This window comes from Nocardia yamanashiensis (genome assembly GCF_021183565.1).
Lineage (GTDB): Bacteria > Actinomycetota > Actinomycetes > Mycobacteriales > Mycobacteriaceae > Nocardia > Nocardia yamanashiensis.
In genome coordinates, this window is record NZ_CP089226.1 from 3,501,425 (window position 1) to 3,521,635 (window position 20,211).

Here is a 20,211-nt window from a genome sequence, read left to right on the forward strand (position 1 = left end):
GTCGAAATCGGGCCGAGTAGTTCACCAACTCGGCACGAGCGTTCGAGCTGTGTCGCAGCGCACACTGGTGCCGCACCCCGCACACACGGATGGACGGTGAACTCAGGTGACGTCGAAGACGAGTCCTGTGCTCGAGAACTACATCAATGGCGAATTCGTGGCATCCTCCGCCACGCGCACCCTGGACCTGGTGAGCCCGGTCGACGAGAAGGTCGTCGGACACGCCCCGATCTCCAACCGCGCCGATGTCGACGCCGCCATGGCGGCCGCCGAACGCGCCTTCGAAACCTGGGGCAAGACCACCCCGAGCGTGCGGGCCGCCGCACTGCTGAAGCTGGCCGACGCCATCGAGGCGCACAGTGACGAACTGGTGGCCGCGCAGTCCCGCAATACCGGGCAGCTGCACGCCATGGTCGCCGCCGAAGAGGTCGCGGTGGGCGCGGACCAGATCCGGTTCTTCGCGGGCGCGGCGCGGGTGCTGGAAGGCCGGGCGGCCGGTGAGTACATGGAGGGCTTCACCTCGTATGTGCGCCGCGAGCCGATCGGCGTTGTCGCACAGGTGACTCCGTGGAACTACCCGTTCATGATGGCGATCTGGAAGATCGGCCCGGCGCTGGCGGCGGGCAACACCATCGTGCTCAAGCCCAGCGACACCACCCCGGAATCGACCCTGGTGCTGGCGCGGCTGAGCAAGGACATCCTGCCCGACGGGGTGTTCAACGTGGTGCTCGGCGACGCCGGCACCGGCGCGGAACTGGTCGCGCACCCCACCCCCGGCCTGGTGTCCATCACCGGTTCGGTGCGCGCGGGCATGGCGGTGGCCGAATCGGCGTCGCATCAGCTCAAGCGCACCCACCTCGAATTGGGCGGCAAGGCGCCGGTTGTCGTGTTCGCCGACGTGGACATCGAGAAGGCGGCGCTGGGCATCGCGCAGGCCGGGTTCTTCAATGCCGGCCAGGACTGCACCGCCGCCACCCGCGTGCTGGTGCACGAATCCATCCACGACGATTTCGTGGCCGCGCTGACCGCCGCCGCCGACACCCTGCGCCCCGGCCGCCCCGACGACGCGGACGCCTTCTACGGCCCGCTCAACAATGTCAACCACTTCGCCGCCGTCATGGGCAAACTGGCCGCGCTGCCCGCGCACGCCAAGGTGGTCACCGGCGGAAACCGCTGGGGCGAAACGGGTTTCTACGTGGAGCCGACCATCATCACCGGCGTGCGCCAGGACGATCCCATCGTGCAGGAGGAGACCTTCGGCCCGGTGCTGACGGTGCAGTCCTTCGCCGATTCCGACGAGGCCATCGCCCTGGCCAACGGCGTGCGCTACGGCCTGGCCGCCAGCGTCTGGACCAAGGACCACGGCACCGTCGAACGTTTCAGCCGCGCACTGGATTTCGGTGCGGTCTGGGTGAACTGCCACATCCCGCTGGTGGCCGAGATGCCGCACGGCGGGTTCAAGTACTCCGGCTACGGCAAGGACCTGTCGGTGTACAGCGTGGAGGAATACACCCGCGTCAAGCACGTCATGAGCGCACACGAGTAGGCGGACGAGTATGCGGAGACTGATAGTCGGGTATCTGGCCACACCGAGCGGGGAGGACGGTCTGGCCCTCGGGGTCCGGCTGGCCCGGACCCTGGACGCCCAACTGGACATTTGCATGGTGCTCACCCCGGACCGCCTGGTCCCGGGACTGGTGCCCAATGACGGTTACGACGACATGCTCACAGTGCAGGCCCGCCAATGGCTGGCCGACGCGGTGGCCTCGGTGCCCGACGACGTGAAAGCCGAGGGGCACATCAGCTTTCACGAATCATTCGCCGCGGGCCTGATCGACGAAGTCGCTCGCCTGGACGCCCTGGCCATCGTGGTCGGGGCGGCCGGGGACGGACTGCTGGGCCGGCACGCCATCGGCTCGGTGGCGAGCGAACTGCTGCATTCCGCGCCGGTGCCGCTGGCCCTCGCGCCGCGCGGCACCCGCAACTCCCCCGTCGCCACCGTGCGCGAGGTGACCTGCGCGATCGGCGACCGGGTGGGCGCGGATCTGCTGTTCGATCTGGCGGTGCGTGCCAGCGCCGCCGCCGGCACGCCCCTGCGCCTGGTCTCGCTGGTCGCCCTGGACGCGCACGCGCCCCGCCGCAGCGACGACACTCCCGAATCGGTGCGCGACCGCGCCGTCGCGCACGCCGAACTCACCCTGGTGGAGGCGAAAGCCGCGCTCCCCGAAGGATTCCCGGTCACGTCGATGACCGTCGACGGTCCCTCCGTCGAAGCCGCCGTCAATCGCCTGGATTGGCACGACGGCGACCTGATCATGGTCGGCTCCAGCCGCCTCGCCCAACCTCGAAAACTGTTCCTCGGATCCACCGCAGCGAAGATGCTCAGAGTCCTCCAGGTGCCGATGGTCGTGGTCCCCAAGGAGGAAATCGATGAGCGTCACCAGTGAACCGCCCCGAGTAGAGATCGAACCCGTCGCCAAAGGTCTCGCGGCGGGCAAGATCGGCACCTTTTCCGGTGCGGTACTGGGGATTTCGACGGTCGCCCCCGGCTACACGCTGACCGCCAGCATCGGCCTGATCGTGGCCGCGGTCGGGCTGAAGATGCCCGCCATCATCATCGCCGGCTTCGTGCCCATGTTCCTGACCGCCTACGCCTATCGCGAACTCAACTCGCGCATGCCCGATTGCGGGGCGTCGTTCACCTGGTCCACCAAGGCTTTCGGGCCCATGGTCGGCTGGATGTGCGGCTGGGGCATGGTGATGGCGACCATCATCGTGCTGTCCAATCTGGCGGCCATCGCGGTGGAGTTCTTCTACCTGTTCCTCGGCCGGATATTCGGCAGTCCCGGCCTCGCCGAACTGGCCGACAACAAGCTCGTGAACATCGTCACCACACTGGTTTTCGTCGCGATAGCCACGGTGGTGGCCGGCCGCGGCATCACCACCAGCGAACGCGTGCAGTACGTGCTGGTGGGCTTCCAGATGGTCGTGCTGGTGGCCTTCGCCATCACCGCGCTGGTGCACGTGAGCCGCGGCAACGCACCCGCCCAGCTGCATTTCGACCTGGACTGGTTCGATCCGTTCACCGGAATCACCCTGAGCGCCTTCATGATCGGCGTCACCGGCTCCATCTTCGCCTTCTGGGGCTGGGACACCTGCCTGACGCTGGGCGAGGAATCCAAGGACCCCAAGCGGGTGCCGGGCCGCGCCGGACTGCTGTGCGTGCTGTCCATCCTGGCCACCTACCTGCTGGTCACCGTGGCGGTCATGATGTACGCCGGGGTCGGCGACAGCGGCGTGGGCCTGGGCAACGAGGAGAACGCCGACAATGTGTTCGGCGCGCTCGCCGATCCCGTGCTGGGCTGGGCCGGACCGCTGCTGCTGCTCGCCATCCTGGCCTCCTCGGCCGCCAGCCTGCAGACCACCTTCCTGCCCGCCGCCCGCACCATGCTCGCCATGGGCGTGTACGGCGCCTTCCCGAAGAAGTTCGCCGAAGTGAACCCGCGCTTCCTGGTGCCGACCTTCTCCACCGTCGCGGCCGGCGTGGTGACCGGGGTGTTCTACACGGTGGCGTCGCTGCTGTCCGAACGCGTGCTGCTCGACACCGTGGCGGCGCTGGGCATCATGATCTGCTGGTACTACGGCATCACCGCCTTCGCCTGCACCTGGTACTTCCGCCGCGAATTGTTCTCCAGCGTCCGCAATTTCGTGTTCAAGGGCCTGTTCCCGGTACTCGGCGGGCTCATGCTGCTGGCCGTGTTCGTGGTGTCGGTGCGCGAGAGCATGGATCCGGACAACGGCAGCGGCGCGGCCATCGGCGGCATCGGCCTGGTCTTCTACCTCGGCTTCGGCATCCTGCTGCTGGGCGTGGCGCTGATGGCGGTGGCGCGCTGGCGCAATCCGGAGTTCTTCCGCCGCAACACCCTTCCGCTCGTCGCGAGCGATCTCGACACCACCTCATCCATCGACAAGACAGGGAGCAACCTCCGATGACCGCCCTCACCTACCGGCTACCGCAGCAGCGCAAGCTCGTCACCGAGCTGCCGGGGCCGCGTTCGGCGGCGCTGACCGCCCGCCGCAAGGCCGCCGTCGCCGCCGGGGTCGGCTCGTCGGTGCCGGTGTACACGGCCGACGCCGACGGCGGCGTCATCGTGGACGTGGACGGGAATTCGCTCATCGACCTGGGTTCGGGCATCGCGGTCACCAATGTCGGCGCCTCGCATCCGAAGGTCGCGGCGGCGGTGGCCGAACAGGCCGCGCACTTCACTCACACCTGCTTCATGGTCACCCCGTACGAGGGTTATGTGCGGGTGGCCGAGGAGCTGGCCGCGCTCACCCCGGGCGATCACGACAAGCGTTCGGTGCTGTTCAATTCCGGTGCCGAAGCGGTGGAGAACGCGGTCAAGGTGGCCCGCCTGGCCACCGGACGGCAGGCCGTGGTCGCCTTCGATCACGCCTACCACGGCCGCACCAACCTGACCATGGCGCTGACCGCGAAATCCATGCCCTACAAGACGCATTTCGGGCCGTTCGCACCGGAGATCTACCGGATGCCCATGTCCTACCCCTACCGCGACAAAGCCGGGCAGACCGGGGCCGAGGCGGCGCAGCGGGCGATCTCGCAGATCGAAACCCAGATCGGGGCCGACAGCGTCGCCGCGATCATCATCGAGCCGATCCAGGGCGAGGGCGGATTCATCGTCCCCGCACCGGGATTCCTGCCCGCCCTCGCAGCCTGGGCCAAGGACAAGGGCGTGGTGTTCATCGCCGACGAGGTGCAGAGCGGATTCGCCCGCACCGGAGCCTGGTTCGCCAGTGAGCACGAGGGCGTGGTGCCGGACATCATCACCATGGCCAAGGGCATCGCGGGCGGCATGCCCCTGGCGGCCATCACCGGTCGCGCCGATCTGCTGGACGCGGTGCACGCGGGCGGGCTGGGCGGCACCTACGGCGGCAACCCGGTGGCGTGCGCGGCGGCGCTGGCGACCATCGAGGTGATGAAGGAACTGGATCTGCCGGCGCGGGCGCGAGCCATCGAAGCGGCCGTGGTGCCGCAGCTGCGGGCGCTGGCGGAGGAGACCGGCGTGATCGGCGACGTGCGCGGGCGCGGCGCCATGCTGGCGGTGGAGATCGTGCGGCCCGGGACCACGGTGCCGGATCCGGTGCTCACCAAGGCCATTGCGGCGGAAGCGCTTTCGCGTGGCGTGGTACTGCTGACCTGCGGCACCTACGGCAATGTGATCCGTTTGCTGCCGCCGTTGGTGATCGGTGACGAGCTGCTGGCCGACGGTGTGAGCGTGCTGTCGGACGTCGTGCGGACACTCGCGGCCTGACGTGTGGATTCCGGCTGAACGCGGGCCGGAATGACGAAGAACCCTTTGACAACTCGGGAGAGATACAACGATGCGTGACGTGGCCGACCTGCTCGCCAGCGTGCCGACCGGACTGTGGATCGGTGGTGAGCAGCGCACCGCGAGCGGCGGTGGCACTTTCGCGGTGCATGACCCCGCTACCGGTGCGGTGCTGACCGAAGTCGCCGATGCCACCGCCGAGGACGGCAAGCTGGCCCTCGATGCCGCGGTGGCCGCGCAACCGGGCTGGGCGGCCAAACCCGCACGGGAACGCGCCGAGATCCTCCGGCGCGCTTGGGAATTGGTGATGGCGCGGCGTGACGACTTCGCGCTGCTCATGACCCTCGAAATGGGCAAACCCCTCGCCGAGGCGCAGGGCGAGGTCACCTACGGCGGCGAATTCCTGCGCTGGTTCAGCGAGGAAGCGGTGCGGATCAACGGCCGCTACACCCACTCCCCCTCGGGCACCGGGCGCATCCTCGTCACCAAACAGCCCGTCGGCCCGGCGCTGGCCATCACGCCGTGGAACTTCCCCCTCGCCATGGGCACCCGCAAGATCGCGCCCGCGTTCGCCGCCGGCTGCACCATGGTGGTCAAGCCCGCCGCCGAGACGCCGCTGACCATGCTGCTGCTGGGTCAGGTGTTCGCCGACGCCGGCCTGCCCGCGGGCGTGCTGTCCATCCTGCCGACCTCGCGCGCGGCCCAGCTCACCGATCCCATGTTCGCCGACGACCGGCTGCGCAAGGTCACCTTCACCGGATCCACCGGCGTCGGCAAGATCCTGCTCGCGCAATCGGCTTCGAAGGTGCTGCGCACGTCCATGGAACTCGGCGGCAACGCCCCGTTTGTGGTGTTCGACGACGCCGACCTGGACGCCGCGATCGACGGCGCGATGGCCGCCAAGATGCGCAATATCGGCGAAGCCTGCACCGCCGCCAATCGCTTCCATGTCGACAATGCCGTGCGCGAGGAGTTCACGGCGCGGCTGACCGAGCGCATGCGGTCGTTGAAGATCGGCCCCGGCCATCTCGACGGCGTCCAGGTCGGCCCGCTCATCACCGCCGAACAGCGTGCCTCCGTGGCCGAATTGGTGGCCGACGCGGTCGCCAAGGGCGCGAAGATCACCACCGGCGGCGCCGACGTGCCGGGCGCGGGCTATTTCTACGAGCCCACCGTGCTCTCCGACGTCCCCGCCGACGCCCGCATCCTGCGCGAGGAAGTGTTCGGCCCCGTCGCCGCCATCACCGGATTCGACGGCGAGGCAGCGGGCATCGCCGCCGCCAACGACACCGAATTCGGTTTGGCCGCATACATCTACACCCGCGACCTCGACCGCGCGCTGCGCGTGGCCGAAGCCCTCGAATCCGGGATGGTGGGCGTCAACCGCGGCATCATCTCCGACGTCGCCGCACCGTTCGGCGGTGTGAAGGAATCCGGCCTGGGCCGCGAAGCCGGGACCGAGGGCATCGAGGAATACCTCGAGACGAAGTACATCGCACTGCCCTGACCGATCGACCCAGAGAAAGCAGGACCATGACCGTCTCCGTGCGCGCCGCCGGGCGCGCAGCCGTCGAGAACCCTTCCCCCCGTGTGCGTTTCGGGCACGGCGAACTCGGCCTGCGGGCCACCATCGCCTGGCCCGGAGCACCGCGCGTACTCGCCGACGTGTGCGCCATGTTCGAGAGCTTCGGACTGCGGGTGGCCGCTCATCACGAGCTCACGGGCGAGACGGAAACGGTCCACGCTTTCGAATTCGACACCGGACCCGAGGCCTTACCTCCTTCGGTCGCCCCGGCCTGCGCGGCCGCGGCGGCCGGACGGTGGCGGGCGGACCGGTACGCCCGGCTGATCACCACGGCCGGAATCGATTGGCGGGAAACGGTTCTGCTGCGCGCGGCCTGCCGATTCCTGAAGCAGACCCGCTGGGGATACTCCGAGACCTACGTGGTGGATTCGCTGACCCGCAGCCCGGAGTTCGTGCGTGCGATCATCGCCCTGTTCCGTGCCCGCTTCGATCCGGCGGGCGGCGGTGACGAACCGGCCGCGCTGGCGGAGGTCGACGCACTGGTGGAGGGCGCCGACCTGCTCGACGACGATCGCATCCGGCGGGCGCTGCGCGCATTCGTGCTGGCCACGGTGCGCACCAACTGGTTCCAGGTCGATACGGACGGACAGGCCCGGCCGCGACTCGCCTTCAAGATCGATTCCTCACGGCTGGCGACGCCCGGGCCGTGGGTGCCGTATCGCGAGATCTTCGTGCACTCAGAAGAAGTCGAAGGCATTCACATGCGCGCCGGAGCGGTGGCGCGCGGCGGCCTGCGCTGGTCGGATCGCACCGAGGACTTCCGCACCGAAGTGCTCGATCTGGTGAAGACCCAGACCGTGAAGAACGCGCCGATCGTGCCCACGGGAGCCAAGGGCGCGTTCGTGATTCGCGATGCGGCGCTCGAGCCCGCCGACGGGTACCGGGTGTTCGTGCGCGGGCTGCTCGACCTCACCGACACCATCGTCGACGGCGAAGTGCGCCATCCCGAGCACACCGTCTGCCACGACGGGCCCGACCCGTACCTGGTGGTGGCCGCCGACAAGGGCACCGCGCGTTTCTCCGACCTCGCCAATTCCCTTGCCGCCGAATACGACTTCTGGCTCGGCGACGCTTTCGCCTCCGGTGGTTCGGCCGGATACGACCACAAGGCGATGGGCATCACCGCCCGGGGCGCGTGGGTGTCGGTGCGGCGGCACTTCGCCGAAGCCGGACGCGATATCGACGCCGAGCCGTTCACCGTGGCCGGGATCGGCGACATGTCCGGGGACGTCTTCGGCAACGGAATGCTGTTGTCCCGCAATATCGAACTGGTGGCTGCCTTCGACCATCGCCACGTGTTCCTGGACCCCGATCCGGACCCGGAAAGCTCCTACGCCGAACGCCGGCGCCTGTTCGAGCTCCCCCGATCCTCTTGGGCCGATTACGATTCCGCGCTCATCTCCGACGGCGGCGGGGTGTGGCCGCGCACCGCGAAGTCCATCCGGCTCTCCCAGCGGGCGCGCGCTCGGCTCGGCATCGAACAGAGTTCGTGCACCCCGGACGAGCTGATCCGGGCCATCCTGTGCGCGCCGGTCGACCTGCTGTGGAACGGCGGCATCGGAACCTACGTGCGCGCCGATCACGAAACCGATGTGGACGCACAGGATCCCGCGAACGATCGCGTCCGGGTGCCCGCCTCGCGCCTGCGCTGCGCCGTGGTCGGCGAGGGCGGCAACCTCGGCTTCACCCAGCACGCCCGCATCGGCTATGCCCTGCGCGGCGGGCGGATCAATGCCGACTTCATCGACAATGCGGCCGGGGTCGCCACCTCCGACCTGGAGGTCAACCTCAAGATTGCCCTCGATTCCGGCGTGCGCGCGGGCGCTTTGAGCGCCGACAAGCGCAACGCGCTGCTCGCGGAGGTCACCGACGACGTCGCGGCCCGGGTGCTCGAGCGCAGCGACAATCAGGTGCTGGCCATCGGATTGGCGGCCGATCGCGCGAAATACCTGCTGGAGCGCCACATTCGCTTGATCGCGAACCTGCGCGACGAAGCCGGTATGGATCCCGGCGTGGCCGGCCTGCCGTCGGACGCGGAACTGCATCGCCGCACCCAGGCGGGCGAGGGCCTCACCCGGCCGGAAATCGCTGTGCTGCTGGCGCATTCCAAGAATCTCGTCAGCCGCGAGCTCCTGGATTCGACGCTGCCGGACGATCCCGCGTTCGCACCCCGGCTGCGGGACTACTTCCCGGACGCGGTCACCGCCCACGCGGCGGACCTCATCGACGCCCACCCCTTGCGCCGCGAGATCATCGCCACCACCGTGGCCGACGAACTCATCAACCGCATCGGCCCCGGCACCATCTTCCGCCTCCAGGAACGCCTCGGCGTCAGCACCGCCGACGTCGCCCGCGCCTACGAAACCGTCCGCGGCGTCCTCGATCTCGACGCGCTCTGGACCGACTGCCGCAATCGTCCCGGCGCAGAGAGCCAGCGCATCCAAGCCCTCTTCGACCTGCGCGAACTGGTCGAGCACCTGATCTCCTGGGTGCTCCGCAGCAGCCGCGGCGAAACCGGTTCGGACCTGGACCGATTCACCGATTCGGTGCGCCGGCTGGTGACGGCCGGGAAGGAATCCCGCTAGCCGCGAGTGCAGTCGCGCCGGATGCCGGACCGGTGATCGACCAGTTCGGCGAAGGCGCGAGCCAGCGGAGTGAGCGCGTCCCAGCGGCGCACCGCCCAGCCGACCGGGAGCGGCGGCAGGTAGGGCAGGGGGATGAAACGCAGCGGGGAGCTGGAAGCACCGGCCGCCTCGTACGGCAGGTCCGGGACCACGGCGTGACCGATGCCCAGTTCCGTCAGGAGCACGGCGGTATTCCAGTCGGTCACACCGGTTTCCGAAGGGAGATGGACGCCGAGCCGGGTGAGTGCGGCGTCGAGATGCACCCGGGACGCGGAGTTCTCGGGTAGCCGGATGTGGCGCAGTCCGGCCAGATCGGCGGGCGCGATGGTGGGTAGCTCGGCGACCGGATCGTCCGCGCGGACGGCCAGCACCCACGGCAGTTCCAGCACCGGGCGCTGCTCGATCCCGGGCACGGGACCGTGAATGGTCACCCAGGCCAGATCCACCGACCCCGCGGTGAGGGCGTCGAAGCAATCCCGGCTGGAGACGATGGTCCGGAAATCGAGGGTCGCCTGCGGATAGTGGCGGCGGAACTCCGCGACGGCGGTCGACATGAAATGCCGGATCGTGGTCGCACCCGTGGTGATGCGCACCGCACCGGCCTCACCCCGCGCGAACTCCCCCAGCCGCCGGACCGCCAGATCCAGCCCGGCGATGCCGTCACTCGCCGCTGCCAGCAGCACCAGTCCCTCGGGAGTGGGCGTGACACCGTCCGGGCGGCGTTCCAGCAGGCGGACGCCCGTCGCCTTCTCGAGGCGTTTCACGTGCTGGCTCACCGCCGATTGCGTGCAGGACTGGTCGCGGGCCACCGCACTGAGGCTGCCCGCTTGACAGACCGCCATGAATACTCGCAGGTCATCGATAGTCATGCGCACCCTTTCACGGTAGATGGCGGGGGATGCAAGCTCGATCTTGGGGATTGGCAAGGGAAGCCGAGGATTGACCGGGTCCGCGCGTGATGCCGATGATTGAGGCGGGCCCAACGGCGGCAACCCGTCCCCATTTCTCCTCCAGTCCGGGCCCCGGGCGGAGAGACCGGGGCGGGTGTCGACCTCTCCGTTCCGAAAGGACATACCCGTGCACGGCACTGGATTTTCCTCGTATGAAGCTGTTCTCGAACCGGCCACGGTGGCGGTGCTCGGGCCCGGCGGGGTCGGCGGGCTGTTGGCGGCGCTGCTGGCGCGGGCTGGGCATCGCGTGATCTGCGTGGCTGGGGAATCTACCGTTCAAACGCTGCGCGACAAGGGGATTCAGGTGCGCAGCCCGCAGTTCGGAGAGTTCACGGTTGCGGTCGAGGCCGATACCAGACTGCGCGAGGCGGTCGATCTGTGCTTGGTGACCGTGAAGCACACCAATCTCGAAGCGGCACTGGATCGGCTGCCCGCCGAGCATCTGGGTTCCGCGTTGATCGTGCCGCTGCTGAACGGTGTGGAGCACCTGGATCTGCTGCAGGCGCGGTATGGGGGCGAACGCGTTGTTCCCGCGGTCATTCGTGTCGAATCCACCCGAACCGCAGCGGGTTTCATCGAGCACGGCAGTCCGTTCACCGAAATCGACCTCGCCGGATCACCCGAACGCCTGGCAGGGCCGGCGGGGCTGCTCGCCGGGGCGGGGCTCGCGATCCGGGTGCTGCCGGGCGAGAAGTCCGTATTGTGGGACAAGCTCGCGTTCTTGGCGCCGTTCGCGCTGCTCACCACGCATTACCGTGCTCCTATCGGTGTTGTCCGATCGGATCACCGGGATGAGCTCGCGGCGGTCGTCGCCGAGACCACGGAGGTTGCCCGAGCGCATGGTGCGACAACGGAAGTCGAGCAGATCCTTGTTCGATACGACGGGTTTCCCGAGGCCGCCAAGTCGTCGATGCAGCGCGATGCGGAGGCGGGGCGGGCCACGGAGCTCGACGCGATCGGTGGGGCGGTGCTGCGGGGGGCGGTGGCGCACGGTATTTCGGTGCCGCATACGGCTCGGCTGATATCCGAAGTCGCGCAACGGGATCGGATCGAGCGGTTTCTGCGGGGGCATGGGGCGGGGGAGATTCCGCATCCTGGTGGAACGTTGCTGGAGCATTTGGTTCGGGTGGCCGACATGCTTACGGCTTGGGGTGCGAGTCGCGAGATACGTTGTGCGGGAATGTGTCACGCGATGTATGGCACCGATGGGTTCGATCGGGCGCTGTTGGGGTTGGAGAATCGGGGGGCGCTGGTGGAGTTGATCGGGGAGCATGCGGAGGCGCTGGTTTATCAGTACGCGGGGTGCGATCGGGGGGTTGTTTACCCGCGGTTGGATGGGTCGCCGGTGGTGTTCCGGGATCGGTTCAGTGGGCGGGAATACTTGCCTGCTGAGGCGGATTTGCGGGCGTTCGTGGAGATTACGGTGGCGAATGAGCTTGATGTTATGGCGAATAATGCTGGGCTTATGGAGGAGCATGGGGCTGCGCTGGTTCGGTTGTTCGAGCGGTGTCGGGGTTTGATGTCGGCGGTTGCGTGGAGGGCCTGCCGGGCTTGGGCTGTATCTGGCGGTTTAGAGATTCAAAGATGAAAAGATGGAGGTGTGGTTGCGTCGGGTGGCCTGCCGGGCCTTGGCTCACGCGACTTGGGAGCCTCGACCTGCGGTCTTCGACGGTGGTGGCTGCACGCATCACCATTTCGAGATACAAGATTTCAAGATTTCAAGATTTAGAGATCTAAAGATCAACAACTAATGAAAAGGGTTATATCACTTCGTGATTCACGTTCACTTGCGTTGAGGGGGAACGTAGAATGTAGGCATGGGGATGCAGGGGGAATTCATCGACGCGGTGGCGGGCTTCGCCGACGCGGCGGCTTCCCTGTTGACCGCATCGTTGAATCCGCTCACCGATGGTGAAATCACTGCGGTGTTGAAGAGTATCGAGGCTTCCAAGCGGCGGCTCGAAGCGGTGGGGCATCGGCTGGTTATCGAGGTTTCGGATCGGTCTATGCCTGCGCGGGCCGGATGTGCCAATACCGCAGGGTTTCTCGCTGAGACACTGACACTGTCTCGCGCTGAGGCCAAAGCGCGGGTCAACGCGGCCACGCAGGTCGGGGTGTTCCGAGATATGCACGGCGTGGAGCGGGAACCGTTGCTGCCGGTGGCGGCCGCCGCACAGGCCGATGGGGACATCTCGGGCGATCAGGTGCGGGGAATCGTCAAGGTACTCAACCGGATTCCTGCTGCAGCGCCCAGCGGAGCCAAGAGTGAAGCCGAGCAGATCCTGGTCGCTCACGCGCGCTCGGGTGGGTCGCCCGATGACCTGCCGAAGATCGGCGAAGCGATCCTGGCGCGCCTTGATCCCGACGGCGCCCTCACCGACGAACGTGACCGCGCGCGAGTGCGGGACCTGACCCTCGGCAAGCAACGCGTGGACGGAATGTCCACCCTCAAAGGCGAAATCGTTCCCGAACTCCGAGCGCTGCTCGAACCGGTCCTGGCCAAGTACGCCCGCCCGGGCATGTGCAACCCGGCCGACCCCGAAAGCCCTACCGCCGCCGACGCGGACAACACCGTCGACCGCACCGTCCTCGACGCTGCCGCCGCCCGCGACACCCGCACCACCGGCCAGCGCAATCACGACGCCCTGCTCGCCCTGCTGTCCCCGAGCGTGTCCCTCGACGGCCTCGGCACCCACCGCGGGCTCCCCGTCACCACCGTAATCACCATGACCGTCGACCAACTCGAAGCAGCCTCCGGCGTAGCCACCACCGCCACCGGCGGCACCATCCCGGTCGCCCAGGCCGTCAAACTCGCCGCCGCGAAGTCCCCCCGCTTCCTCACCGTCGTCGACCCCGCCGGAATGCCGTTGTACCTCGGCCGTTCTCGCCGCCTGGCCAGCCCCGCCCAACGCATGGCGCTCATCGCCACCGAGAAGGGCTGCACCCGCCCCGGCTGCGATGCCCCCGCCTCACTCTCCGCAGTCCACCACATCACCGAATGGTCCAAAGGCGGCAAAACCGACCTCAACAACCTGACTTTGGCTTGCGATCGCTGTCACGCCCTGATCCATGACGGCCCCGGCGGCTGGAAAACCGTTGTGATGCCGAAAGATTCACGCTACCCCGGACGAACCGGCTGGATAGCCCCCGCCCACATCGACCCCACCGGGACACCGAAGGTGAATCACAGACACCACGCCGGAGAAATGATGGAACACGCCTTGGCGCGCTCCCACCCACGCCCCTTCATCCCGAGATCTTGAAATTCCCGGAATCGGGAAAATCCCCGGAACCGGAAAAGCCCGGAACCGGAAAATCTCTAAAAGGTGATGCGTGCAGCCACTACCGTCGAAAACCGCAGGTAGAGGCTCCCAAGTCGCGTGAGCTAAGGCCCGGCAGGGCACACGACGCAACCACACCTCCATCTTTTGATCTCTTGTCTTTGCACTCCTCCCACACCAGCCCTGACCCACAGATCAGTTCTGAACACCTCCTACCAGCCAAGATCCCCTCAACCACCCACAAACCACACTACATTCTTGACTCAGTTTTCAGATTTTGGTGAGATCAACCCCAGGAGGTACGCCATGACCGAACCAGCTTTCACCCTCAAGACCGCACTCACCCCGCCGGTCTCCCCCGCCCGAGTACACGCCCCAAAGCGCCCACCACTGCGAGTAGCACTCGTACAACACCGCTGGCAGCAGAACCCCGAAGCACTCCAAGCACACCTCACCGAGGGCATCCGCATAGCCGCCGACCAAGGCGCAAAAGCCGTCTTCCTCCCCGAACTCACCCTCTCCCGCTACCCCGCCGACGTACGAGCAAGCGCCAACCCCGGCGCCCAAGCCGAAGACCTGCTCTCCGGCCCCACCTTCACCTTCGCCGCCCAAGCCGCCAAGGCCAACGGCGTCCTGGTCCACGCCTCGCTCTACGAACGCGCCGAAGCCGAAGACGGCCTGGGCCTGAACACCGCCATCCTCGTCTCCCCCACCGGCGAACTCATCGGCCGCACCCGCAAGCTGCACATCCCCGTCACCGCGGGCTACTACGAGGACACCTACTTCCGTCCGGGCCCGGCCGACGATGCCTACCCGATCTACCGTCCGGCCGAAATCGACGGCGCGGCAATCGGTCTCCCGACCTGCTGGGACGAATGGTTCCCCGAGGTCGCACGCATGTACTCGCTCGGCGGCGCGGAAATCCTGGCGTACCCCACCGCCATCGGGTCCGAGCCGTCCTTCCCCGCCTTCGACACGCAGCCGCTCTGGCAGCATGTGATCGTCGGAAACGGCATCACCGCGGGCACTTTCATGGTTGTTCCGAACCGCTTCGGCGACGAAGGCAGCGTGAACTTCTACGGCTCGTCCTTCATCTCCGACCCCTACGGCCGCATCCTGGTCCAGGCCCCGCGTGACGAGGCCGCCGTGCTGGTCGCGGATCTCGATCTGGAACAGCGCCGGGACTGGCTGGAACTGTTCCCCTTCAACACCACTCGCCGGCCCGACACCTACGCCCGGCTCACCGCGCCGGTGGATCGGGCCCACCCCTACGGTTCGGAGGTCTGATGTCCTGGCTGATGCCGTCGGAAACCGTTCGGCAGGAACGCATCTGGATGGCTTTTCCGCCGCAGGGCGGGACCGCGTTCGAGACCGCCGACTCCGCGCACGATGCCCGGGTCGCCTGGTCGGCGGTGGCGCACGCGATTCTGGAGTTCGAACCGGTGACCATGGTGGTGGATCCGGCCGATCGGGAGGTGGCTCGGCGCTATCTGTCCGAGGCGATCGAGATCGTGGAAGCACCGCTGGACGACGCTTGGATGCGGGATATCGGGCCTACCTTCGTGCGGGGCGCGGACGGGCGGCTCGGGGCGGTCGATTGGGTGTTCAACGGGTGGGGTGCGCAGGAGTGGGCCTCCTGGGAACACGATCGGCACATCGGCGCGTTCGTGGGCGGGCTGGCGGGGGCCGAGATCATTTCCTCGCCGCTGGTCAACGAGGGCGGCGGGATCCAGGTGGACGGGCAGGGCACGGTGCTGGTCACCGAGACCGTGCAATTGGATCCGGGGCGCAATCCGGGGCTGGACAAAGCCGCCGTCGAAGCGGAGCTGGCGCGCACCATCGGGGCCGAGCACGTGATCTGGCTGCCGCGCGGACTCACCCGGGACAGCGAACGATTCGGCACTCGCGGGCATGTCGATATCGTGGCGGCGATTCCCTCGCCGGGGCGGCTGCTCGTGCACTCGCAGCGGAACGGCTCGCATCCGGATGCGCTGGTGAGCGCGGAAGTGCTGGCTACGCTGCGGGCTTCGCACGATGTGCACGGAAAGCCCTGGGAGATCGTCGAACTGCCGGCGCCCGAGGTGCTGCGGGACGACGAGGGGTGGGTGGATTACAGCTACATCAATCATCTGGTGGTCAATGACGGTGTAATCGCCTGTAGTTACGGCGATCCCGGCGATGCGACGGCGGCCGCCATCCTGGCCGAGGCCTACCCGGGACGCCGGGTGGTGAGTGTGGACGCACGAGAGATCTTCGCTCGGGGCGGGGGCATCCACTGCATCACTCAGCAGCAACCGGCGCTGGGATAGCATGGCCGTCGAATCGTCGGCGGCAGGAAGGGAGTACCGAGGGTGACCAGCCGCCGCCGGGAAGCGATCCTGCGGGCCAGCGCCACGGCCATTGCCGAGCGCGGGGTGCGGGGACTGCGGGTGAGCGATATCGCCCAGGTGGCGGGGGTGTCTCCGGGTCTGCTCTACTACCACTTCAAGGATCGGGACGGGCTGCTCGCGGCGGCGCTGACCTATATCAACGATCAGGCGCGCGGGTATCGCAATGCGGCCAGCGGGTCGGGGTCCTCGCGCACGCAGCTGGTCGATTACATCCTCGCCGAAATCCAGGACACCCCCGAGGTGCTGGAGAACTCGCTGGCGTGGAACGAGCTGCGGGCCTGCGCGGTGTACGAGCAGCCGTTGCGGGAACCGCTGGCGCGCACGTCCGAACAGTGGACGCGCGAGACCGCGGAAGCCATCCGGGTGGCGCAGGCCGTCGGTGAAGTGCTCGACACCGTGCAGCCCGATCAGGTGGCCGCTGCCATCACCGCACTGACCGAGGGGCTGTCGGCGCGGTGGCTCTCCGGCGAGCTGAGCGCCGAACGCGCGCGTGAACAGTTGCGCGCCGCCGTCGAAGTGCTGATACCCGCGAAAGGCCGCAGCCGGACCCGGAGCTGACCAGGGGTCAGTGCGCCGCGCAGAAGGGCTCGCAGTCGGTGGGGATGCTGGGCGGTGGCGCGGGTTCGTCCTTGAAGTCGGCATTGCCGACCACGACCATGGCCACGATGCCGATCAGGAATACCACCGCGCAGGTGACCACCAGCACCGACCAGTCCAGCGAACGAATGTGGACGAAGCCCGGCGGGTTGCCGGTGTCGGGCCAGGGGCCGGTGCCCGGCGGGGCGATAGCCAGCCGATCCACGTACACCCCGCCCCACTCGTAGTCCGGTTCCGGCACCGCAACTGCGATGCGCTCGTCCACCCGCGATCCAGCCATGACCATGGCGAGCGAGAGTACGCGCGCGCAAGATCGATAACTCTGTATTCACCCTATCCGGGTGAGGTTGTCCGGTTTGCGAGTAACGAGAATGTGGACAAGGGTCATTCCTATTGCCTGATTGGCGTGGGCTGCCGGTTTCGCCAGGGAAACGCATGGAAGGATCGCAGTTGCTGATCGATAGCTCGACCCTGAACGCGGCAGCGAAACCGGACAGGTGGTGATCATGGACAACGAGCAGCGACAACCGGCCGAGCCGGAGCGTGTCGAAATCGACTACCGCTTCACCCTCGCCAACGAGCGCACCTTCCTGGCCTGGATCCGCACCGCGCTGGGGCTGCTGGCCGCGGGCGTGGCGGTGCACACGCTGGTACAGCCGTTCCATCATCTCGGGGTGCGGCGGGCACTGTCGCTGAGCTGCATCGTGCTGGCGGTGATCCTGTCGATCGGGGCGTACACGCACTGGAAGGACGTCGCCGACCGGATGAGTCGCGGTGTGCCGCTGGGCAATACGATTCTGATGCCGATTCTGGCGGGCGGCATCGCCATCGTCGCGGTGTTCGCGGCCGTCGCCACGGTGTGGACATGAGCGCCACCACGCCGAACACCCTCGCGGCCGAGCGCACCGCCCTGGCCTGGCGGCGCACCGCCGTCGCGGCCATGGGTACCGCGGCGCTGTTCGTCAATCACGCCACCCTCAGCGGCTGGCGGGACTCGGCCATCGCGCCATTGTGCGCGGCGGCGGTGCTGATGCTGGTCGCGGGCGTCAGCTTCACCCGCAATCGTTCGCTGCAGCACGGGCATTGGGGACACGGGGCGCAGGTCATCGCCGCGACCGCCGCGGCGGTGGTATCCGTCACCGCCCTCGCCACGATCCTCGCGATCTTTTATCCGATCGCCACATAGCAAGCGCAAGTTGGGTTTTCGCCGACGCCGGTTCGCCGGCAGGTACAGGAGGTCAGTCAGATGAGCGCAGTGACCGAACCGAGCAAGTTGATCGTCGAACAGAACGAACGGGCACTGAAGGAACTGCCCTTCGCGAACACCACGGACCAGCAGGACGCGGATCGCGGGTTCATCGCCAAGCTGGAACCCGGAATCATCAAGGACGACAAGGGCAATACGGTCTGGGACGACGACTCCTACGGCTTCCTGCAGGGCTCGTGCCCCAGCTCGGTGCATCCGAGCCTGTGGCGGCAGAGCGGGCTGGTGGTGAAACAAGGCCTGTACGAGGTGGTTCCGGGGATCTATCAGATTCGCGGGCTGGACCTGTCGAACATGACGATCATCGAGGGTGACACCGGCGTCATCGTGATCGATCCGCTGATCTCGGCGGAGACCGCCAAGGCGGGTATGGAGCTGTACTTCGCGCACCGCGGGAACAAGCCGGTCAAGGGCATGATCTACACCCACTCGCATGTGGACCACTTCGGTGGCGCCATGGGCGTGATGACCACCGAGGACGCGGAATCGGGGAAGATTCCGGTGATCGCGCCGGCCGGGTTCCTGGAGCACGCGGTCGCGGAGAACGTCTTCGCCGGAACCGCCATGGCGCGGCGCGCGGCCTACATGTACGGCGCCGCCCTGCCGCGCGGGCCCAAGGGTCAGGTCGGCGCGGGCCTGGGGCAGACCACCTCGGTCGGCACCGTCACGCTGATCGCGCCGACGCTCGATATCACCCACACCGGGCAGACCGAGACCATCGACGGCGTGGAGATCGCCTTCCAGATCACCCCGGGCACCGAAGCGCCGTCGGAGATGAACTTCTATTTCCCCGGCTTCCGGGCGCTGTGCATGGCCGAGAACTCCACGCACACCCTGCACAATCTGCTGACCCTGCGCGGCGCGCTGGTGCGCGACCCGCACGTGTGGTCGCAGTACCTGACCGAGTCGATCAACCTGTACGGCCGCGACAGCGATGTCGTGTTCGCCTCCCACCACTGGCCCACCTGGGGCACCGAGACGCTGGTGGAATACCTGGAGCTGCAGCGGGACATGTACGCCTACCTGCACGACCAGACGCTGCGGCGGCTGAACCAGGGCTACGTCGGCACCGAGATCGCCGAGATGATGGAAATGCCGCCGGCCCTGGCCGACGCCTGGCACACGCACGGGTACTACGGTTCGGTCAGCCACAATGTGAAGGCCATCTACCAGCGGTACATGGGCTGGTTCGACGGCAACCCGGCGCATCTGTGGGAGCATCCGCCGGTCGAGAACGCCAGGCGCCATGTGGAATTCATGGGCGGCGCGGACGAGGTGCTGCGCAAGGCGCGCCAGTCCTTCGACGAGGGCGACTACCGCTGGGTGGTGCAGGCGGTCAACTATGTGATCTTCGCCGAGCCGGAGAACGAAGCGGCGCAGGAACTTCAGGCCGATGCCTTCGAGCAGCTGGGCTACGGCGCGGAGAACGGGCCGTGGCGCAACTTCTACCTGTCCGGGGCATACGAGCTGCGCAACGGGAAGTTCGGCACGCCCACCGAACCGAATTCGCCGACCGTCATGGCGGCATTGTCCGTCGAGCAGGTCTTCACCGGTATGGCGCTGCGGCTGGATGGGCCGAAGGCGTGGCACGAGAAGGCCACCAGCGATTGGCATTTCACCGACGAGAACCGCACCGTGCGGTTGCAGTTGCGCAATGGCGTTCTGCTGCACTGGGAACGGCGCGAGGGTGACGGGCTGCCGGCGGCCGACGTGTCGTTCACGCTGGATCGGCCGACGCTGATCGGGGTGCTGCTGGCGGGCGAGGATCTGCAGGCGGCGGTGCAGGGCGGGAAGATCAAGATCGAGGGTGATGTGGCGAGCTTCGGCAAGCTGACCACGCTGTTCGACAATCCGGATCCGGACTTCTCGATCGTGACACCGTAACAACTCTCGTAGCTCTCAGGGGTAAGCCCCTGAAACCCCGAATGCGGCACGCGGGCAGACGGGTCTCAGGGACGAAGCCCCGTGAAACGCGGCTCCCGGATCTGTCCGGGAGCCGCGTTCGTGTGTGTCGTGTACCGGGTCATCTCGCCGGGACGCTTACGCTGAGCGCGTTGTTCGGCATGCACTACTGATTCGGTTTCCGGAGAGTAGGAGGTTTGACCGACTTGTCCGATCTACGTGGATCCTCAACCGATTTCCGCAGATCTCGTCGCGCCAGAGTGGCTG

16 protein-coding genes are annotated in these 20,211 nt (G+C 67.4%); 14 read left to right on the forward strand and 2 right to left on the reverse strand.

Translation table 11 applies throughout. The features are described from left to right. Positions 1-106 precede the first annotated feature (106 nt). From LTV02_RS16910 to LTV02_RS16935, 6 genes are all read left to right on the forward strand, one after another. Positions 107-1,546 carry an aminobutyraldehyde dehydrogenase gene (locus LTV02_RS16910; protein ID WP_233040907.1) on the forward strand — a complete coding sequence of 480 codons (1,440 nt, stop codon included), beginning with the start codon at positions 107-109 and terminating at the stop codon, positions 1,544-1,546. A 10-nt stretch (positions 1,547-1,556) separates the two neighbouring features. Then, on the forward strand, positions 1,557-2,447 hold the full coding sequence (locus LTV02_RS16915; protein WP_233040908.1) for a universal stress protein: 891 nt from the start codon (positions 1,557-1,559) through the stop codon (positions 2,445-2,447). Continuing rightward, positions 2,431-3,993 carry an APC family permease gene (locus LTV02_RS16920; protein ID WP_233040909.1) on the forward strand — a complete coding sequence of 521 codons (1,563 nt, stop codon included), beginning with the start codon at positions 2,431-2,433 and terminating at the stop codon, positions 3,991-3,993. Before LTV02_RS16915 ends, LTV02_RS16920 begins: the two co-directional genes overlap by 17 nt. Beyond that, positions 3,990-5,333: a 4-aminobutyrate--2-oxoglutarate transaminase gene (gene gabT, locus LTV02_RS16925; protein WP_233040910.1), complete on the forward strand. Its 1,344-nt coding sequence runs from the start codon at positions 3,990-3,992 to the stop codon at positions 5,331-5,333. The genes LTV02_RS16920 and gabT overlap by 4 nt, the downstream gene beginning before the upstream one ends. 70 nt (positions 5,334-5,403) lie before the next feature. Beyond that, positions 5,404-6,858: an NAD-dependent succinate-semialdehyde dehydrogenase gene (locus LTV02_RS16930; protein WP_233040911.1), complete on the forward strand. Its 1,455-nt coding sequence runs from the start codon at positions 5,404-5,406 to the stop codon at positions 6,856-6,858. Between the two features lie 26 nt (positions 6,859-6,884). Beyond that, positions 6,885-9,521 (forward strand): NAD-glutamate dehydrogenase domain-containing protein, encoded by a 2,637-nt coding sequence (locus tag LTV02_RS16935; RefSeq protein ID WP_233040912.1) that lies wholly within the window; start codon positions 6,885-6,887, stop codon positions 9,519-9,521. Here the strand turns inward: LTV02_RS16935 and LTV02_RS16940 are convergent. Further along, positions 9,518-10,429, reverse strand: a complete 912-nt coding sequence (locus tag LTV02_RS16940) for a LysR family transcriptional regulator (protein WP_233040913.1) — start codon at positions 10,427-10,429, stop codon at positions 9,518-9,520. The genes LTV02_RS16935 and LTV02_RS16940 overlap by 4 nt on opposite strands. Positions 10,430-10,637: 208 nt before the next feature. Between LTV02_RS16940 and LTV02_RS16945 the strand changes: the two genes are divergently transcribed. The 5 genes from LTV02_RS16945 to LTV02_RS16965 all read left to right on the forward strand — a co-directional run bounded on the left by LTV02_RS16945 (position 10,638) and on the right by LTV02_RS16965 (position 16,739). Beyond that, positions 10,638-12,098, forward strand: a complete 1,461-nt coding sequence (locus tag LTV02_RS16945; RefSeq protein ID WP_233040914.1) for a ketopantoate reductase family protein — start codon at positions 10,638-10,640, stop codon at positions 12,096-12,098. 229 nt (positions 12,099-12,327) lie between these two features. Next, a complete protein-coding gene (locus tag LTV02_RS16950) occupies positions 12,328-13,773 on the forward strand; it encodes an HNH endonuclease signature motif containing protein (protein WP_233040915.1) in 1,446 nt (481 codons plus the stop codon). A gap of 324 nt (positions 13,774-14,097) precedes the next feature. After that, positions 14,098-15,078 (forward strand): nitrilase-related carbon-nitrogen hydrolase, encoded by a 981-nt coding sequence (locus LTV02_RS16955; protein WP_233040916.1) that lies wholly within the window; start codon positions 14,098-14,100, stop codon positions 15,076-15,078. Continuing rightward, positions 15,078-16,100: an agmatine deiminase family protein gene (locus LTV02_RS16960; RefSeq protein ID WP_233040917.1), complete on the forward strand. Its 1,023-nt coding sequence runs from the start codon at positions 15,078-15,080 to the stop codon at positions 16,098-16,100. Before LTV02_RS16955 ends, LTV02_RS16960 begins: the two co-directional genes overlap by 1 nt. Before the next feature lie 42 nt (positions 16,101-16,142). Then, positions 16,143-16,739, forward strand: coding sequence for a TetR/AcrR family transcriptional regulator (locus LTV02_RS16965; protein WP_233040918.1), 597 nt, complete (start codon positions 16,143-16,145; stop codon positions 16,737-16,739). 7 nt (positions 16,740-16,746) lie between these two features. On the opposite strand, the gene LTV02_RS16970 is transcribed toward LTV02_RS16965, so the two are convergent. Beyond that, positions 16,747-17,064, reverse strand: coding sequence for a hypothetical protein (locus LTV02_RS16970; RefSeq protein WP_233040919.1), 318 nt, complete (start codon positions 17,062-17,064; stop codon positions 16,747-16,749). 220 nt (positions 17,065-17,284) lie between these two features. Between LTV02_RS16970 and LTV02_RS16975 the strand changes: the two genes are divergently transcribed. From LTV02_RS16975 to LTV02_RS16985, 3 genes are read left to right on the forward strand one after another with little or no spacing between them, the layout of a single operon-like run. Then, positions 17,285-17,647: a YidH family protein gene (locus tag LTV02_RS16975; protein ID WP_233040920.1), complete on the forward strand. Its 363-nt coding sequence runs from the start codon at positions 17,285-17,287 to the stop codon at positions 17,645-17,647. After that, positions 17,644-17,964, forward strand: a complete 321-nt coding sequence (locus tag LTV02_RS16980; protein ID WP_233040921.1) for a DUF202 domain-containing protein — start codon at positions 17,644-17,646, stop codon at positions 17,962-17,964. The genes LTV02_RS16975 and LTV02_RS16980 overlap by 4 nt, the downstream gene beginning before the upstream one ends. Before the next feature lie 60 nt (positions 17,965-18,024). Continuing rightward, positions 18,025-19,926: an alkyl/aryl-sulfatase gene (locus LTV02_RS16985; protein ID WP_233040922.1), complete on the forward strand. Its 1,902-nt coding sequence runs from the start codon at positions 18,025-18,027 to the stop codon at positions 19,924-19,926. Positions 19,927-20,211 lie beyond the last annotated feature (285 nt).

Bases quoted from the DNA above. Each gene is read 5' to 3' on its own strand.
- LTV02_RS16955 (WP_233040916.1), top strand. From the start codon at position 14,098: ATGACCGAACCAGCTTTCACCCTCAAGACCGCACTCACCCCGCCGGTC.
- gabT (WP_233040910.1), top strand. From the start codon at position 3,990: ATGACCGCCCTCACCTACCGGCTACCGCAGCAGCGCAAGCTCGTCACC.
- LTV02_RS16970 (WP_233040919.1), bottom strand. From the start codon at position 17,064: ATGGTCATGGCTGGATCGCGGGTGGACGAGCGCATCGCAGTTGCGGTG.
- LTV02_RS16950 (WP_233040915.1), top strand. From the start codon at position 12,328: ATGGGGATGCAGGGGGAATTCATCGACGCGGTGGCGGGCTTCGCCGAC.
- LTV02_RS16975 (WP_233040920.1), top strand. From the start codon at position 17,285: ATGGACAACGAGCAGCGACAACCGGCCGAGCCGGAGCGTGTCGAAATC.
- LTV02_RS16940 (WP_233040913.1), bottom strand. From the start codon at position 10,429: ATGACTATCGATGACCTGCGAGTATTCATGGCGGTCTGTCAAGCGGGC.
- LTV02_RS16985 (WP_233040922.1), top strand. From the start codon at position 18,025: ATGAGCGCAGTGACCGAACCGAGCAAGTTGATCGTCGAACAGAACGAA.
- LTV02_RS16980 (WP_233040921.1), top strand. From the start codon at position 17,644: ATGAGCGCCACCACGCCGAACACCCTCGCGGCCGAGCGCACCGCCCTG.
- LTV02_RS16920 (WP_233040909.1), top strand. From the start codon at position 2,431: ATGAGCGTCACCAGTGAACCGCCCCGAGTAGAGATCGAACCCGTCGCC.
- LTV02_RS16960 (WP_233040917.1), top strand. From the start codon at position 15,078: ATGTCCTGGCTGATGCCGTCGGAAACCGTTCGGCAGGAACGCATCTGG.
- LTV02_RS16915 (WP_233040908.1), top strand. From the start codon at position 1,557: ATGCGGAGACTGATAGTCGGGTATCTGGCCACACCGAGCGGGGAGGAC.
- LTV02_RS16930 (WP_233040911.1), top strand. From the start codon at position 5,404: ATGCGTGACGTGGCCGACCTGCTCGCCAGCGTGCCGACCGGACTGTGG.
- LTV02_RS16935 (WP_233040912.1), top strand. From the start codon at position 6,885: ATGACCGTCTCCGTGCGCGCCGCCGGGCGCGCAGCCGTCGAGAACCCT.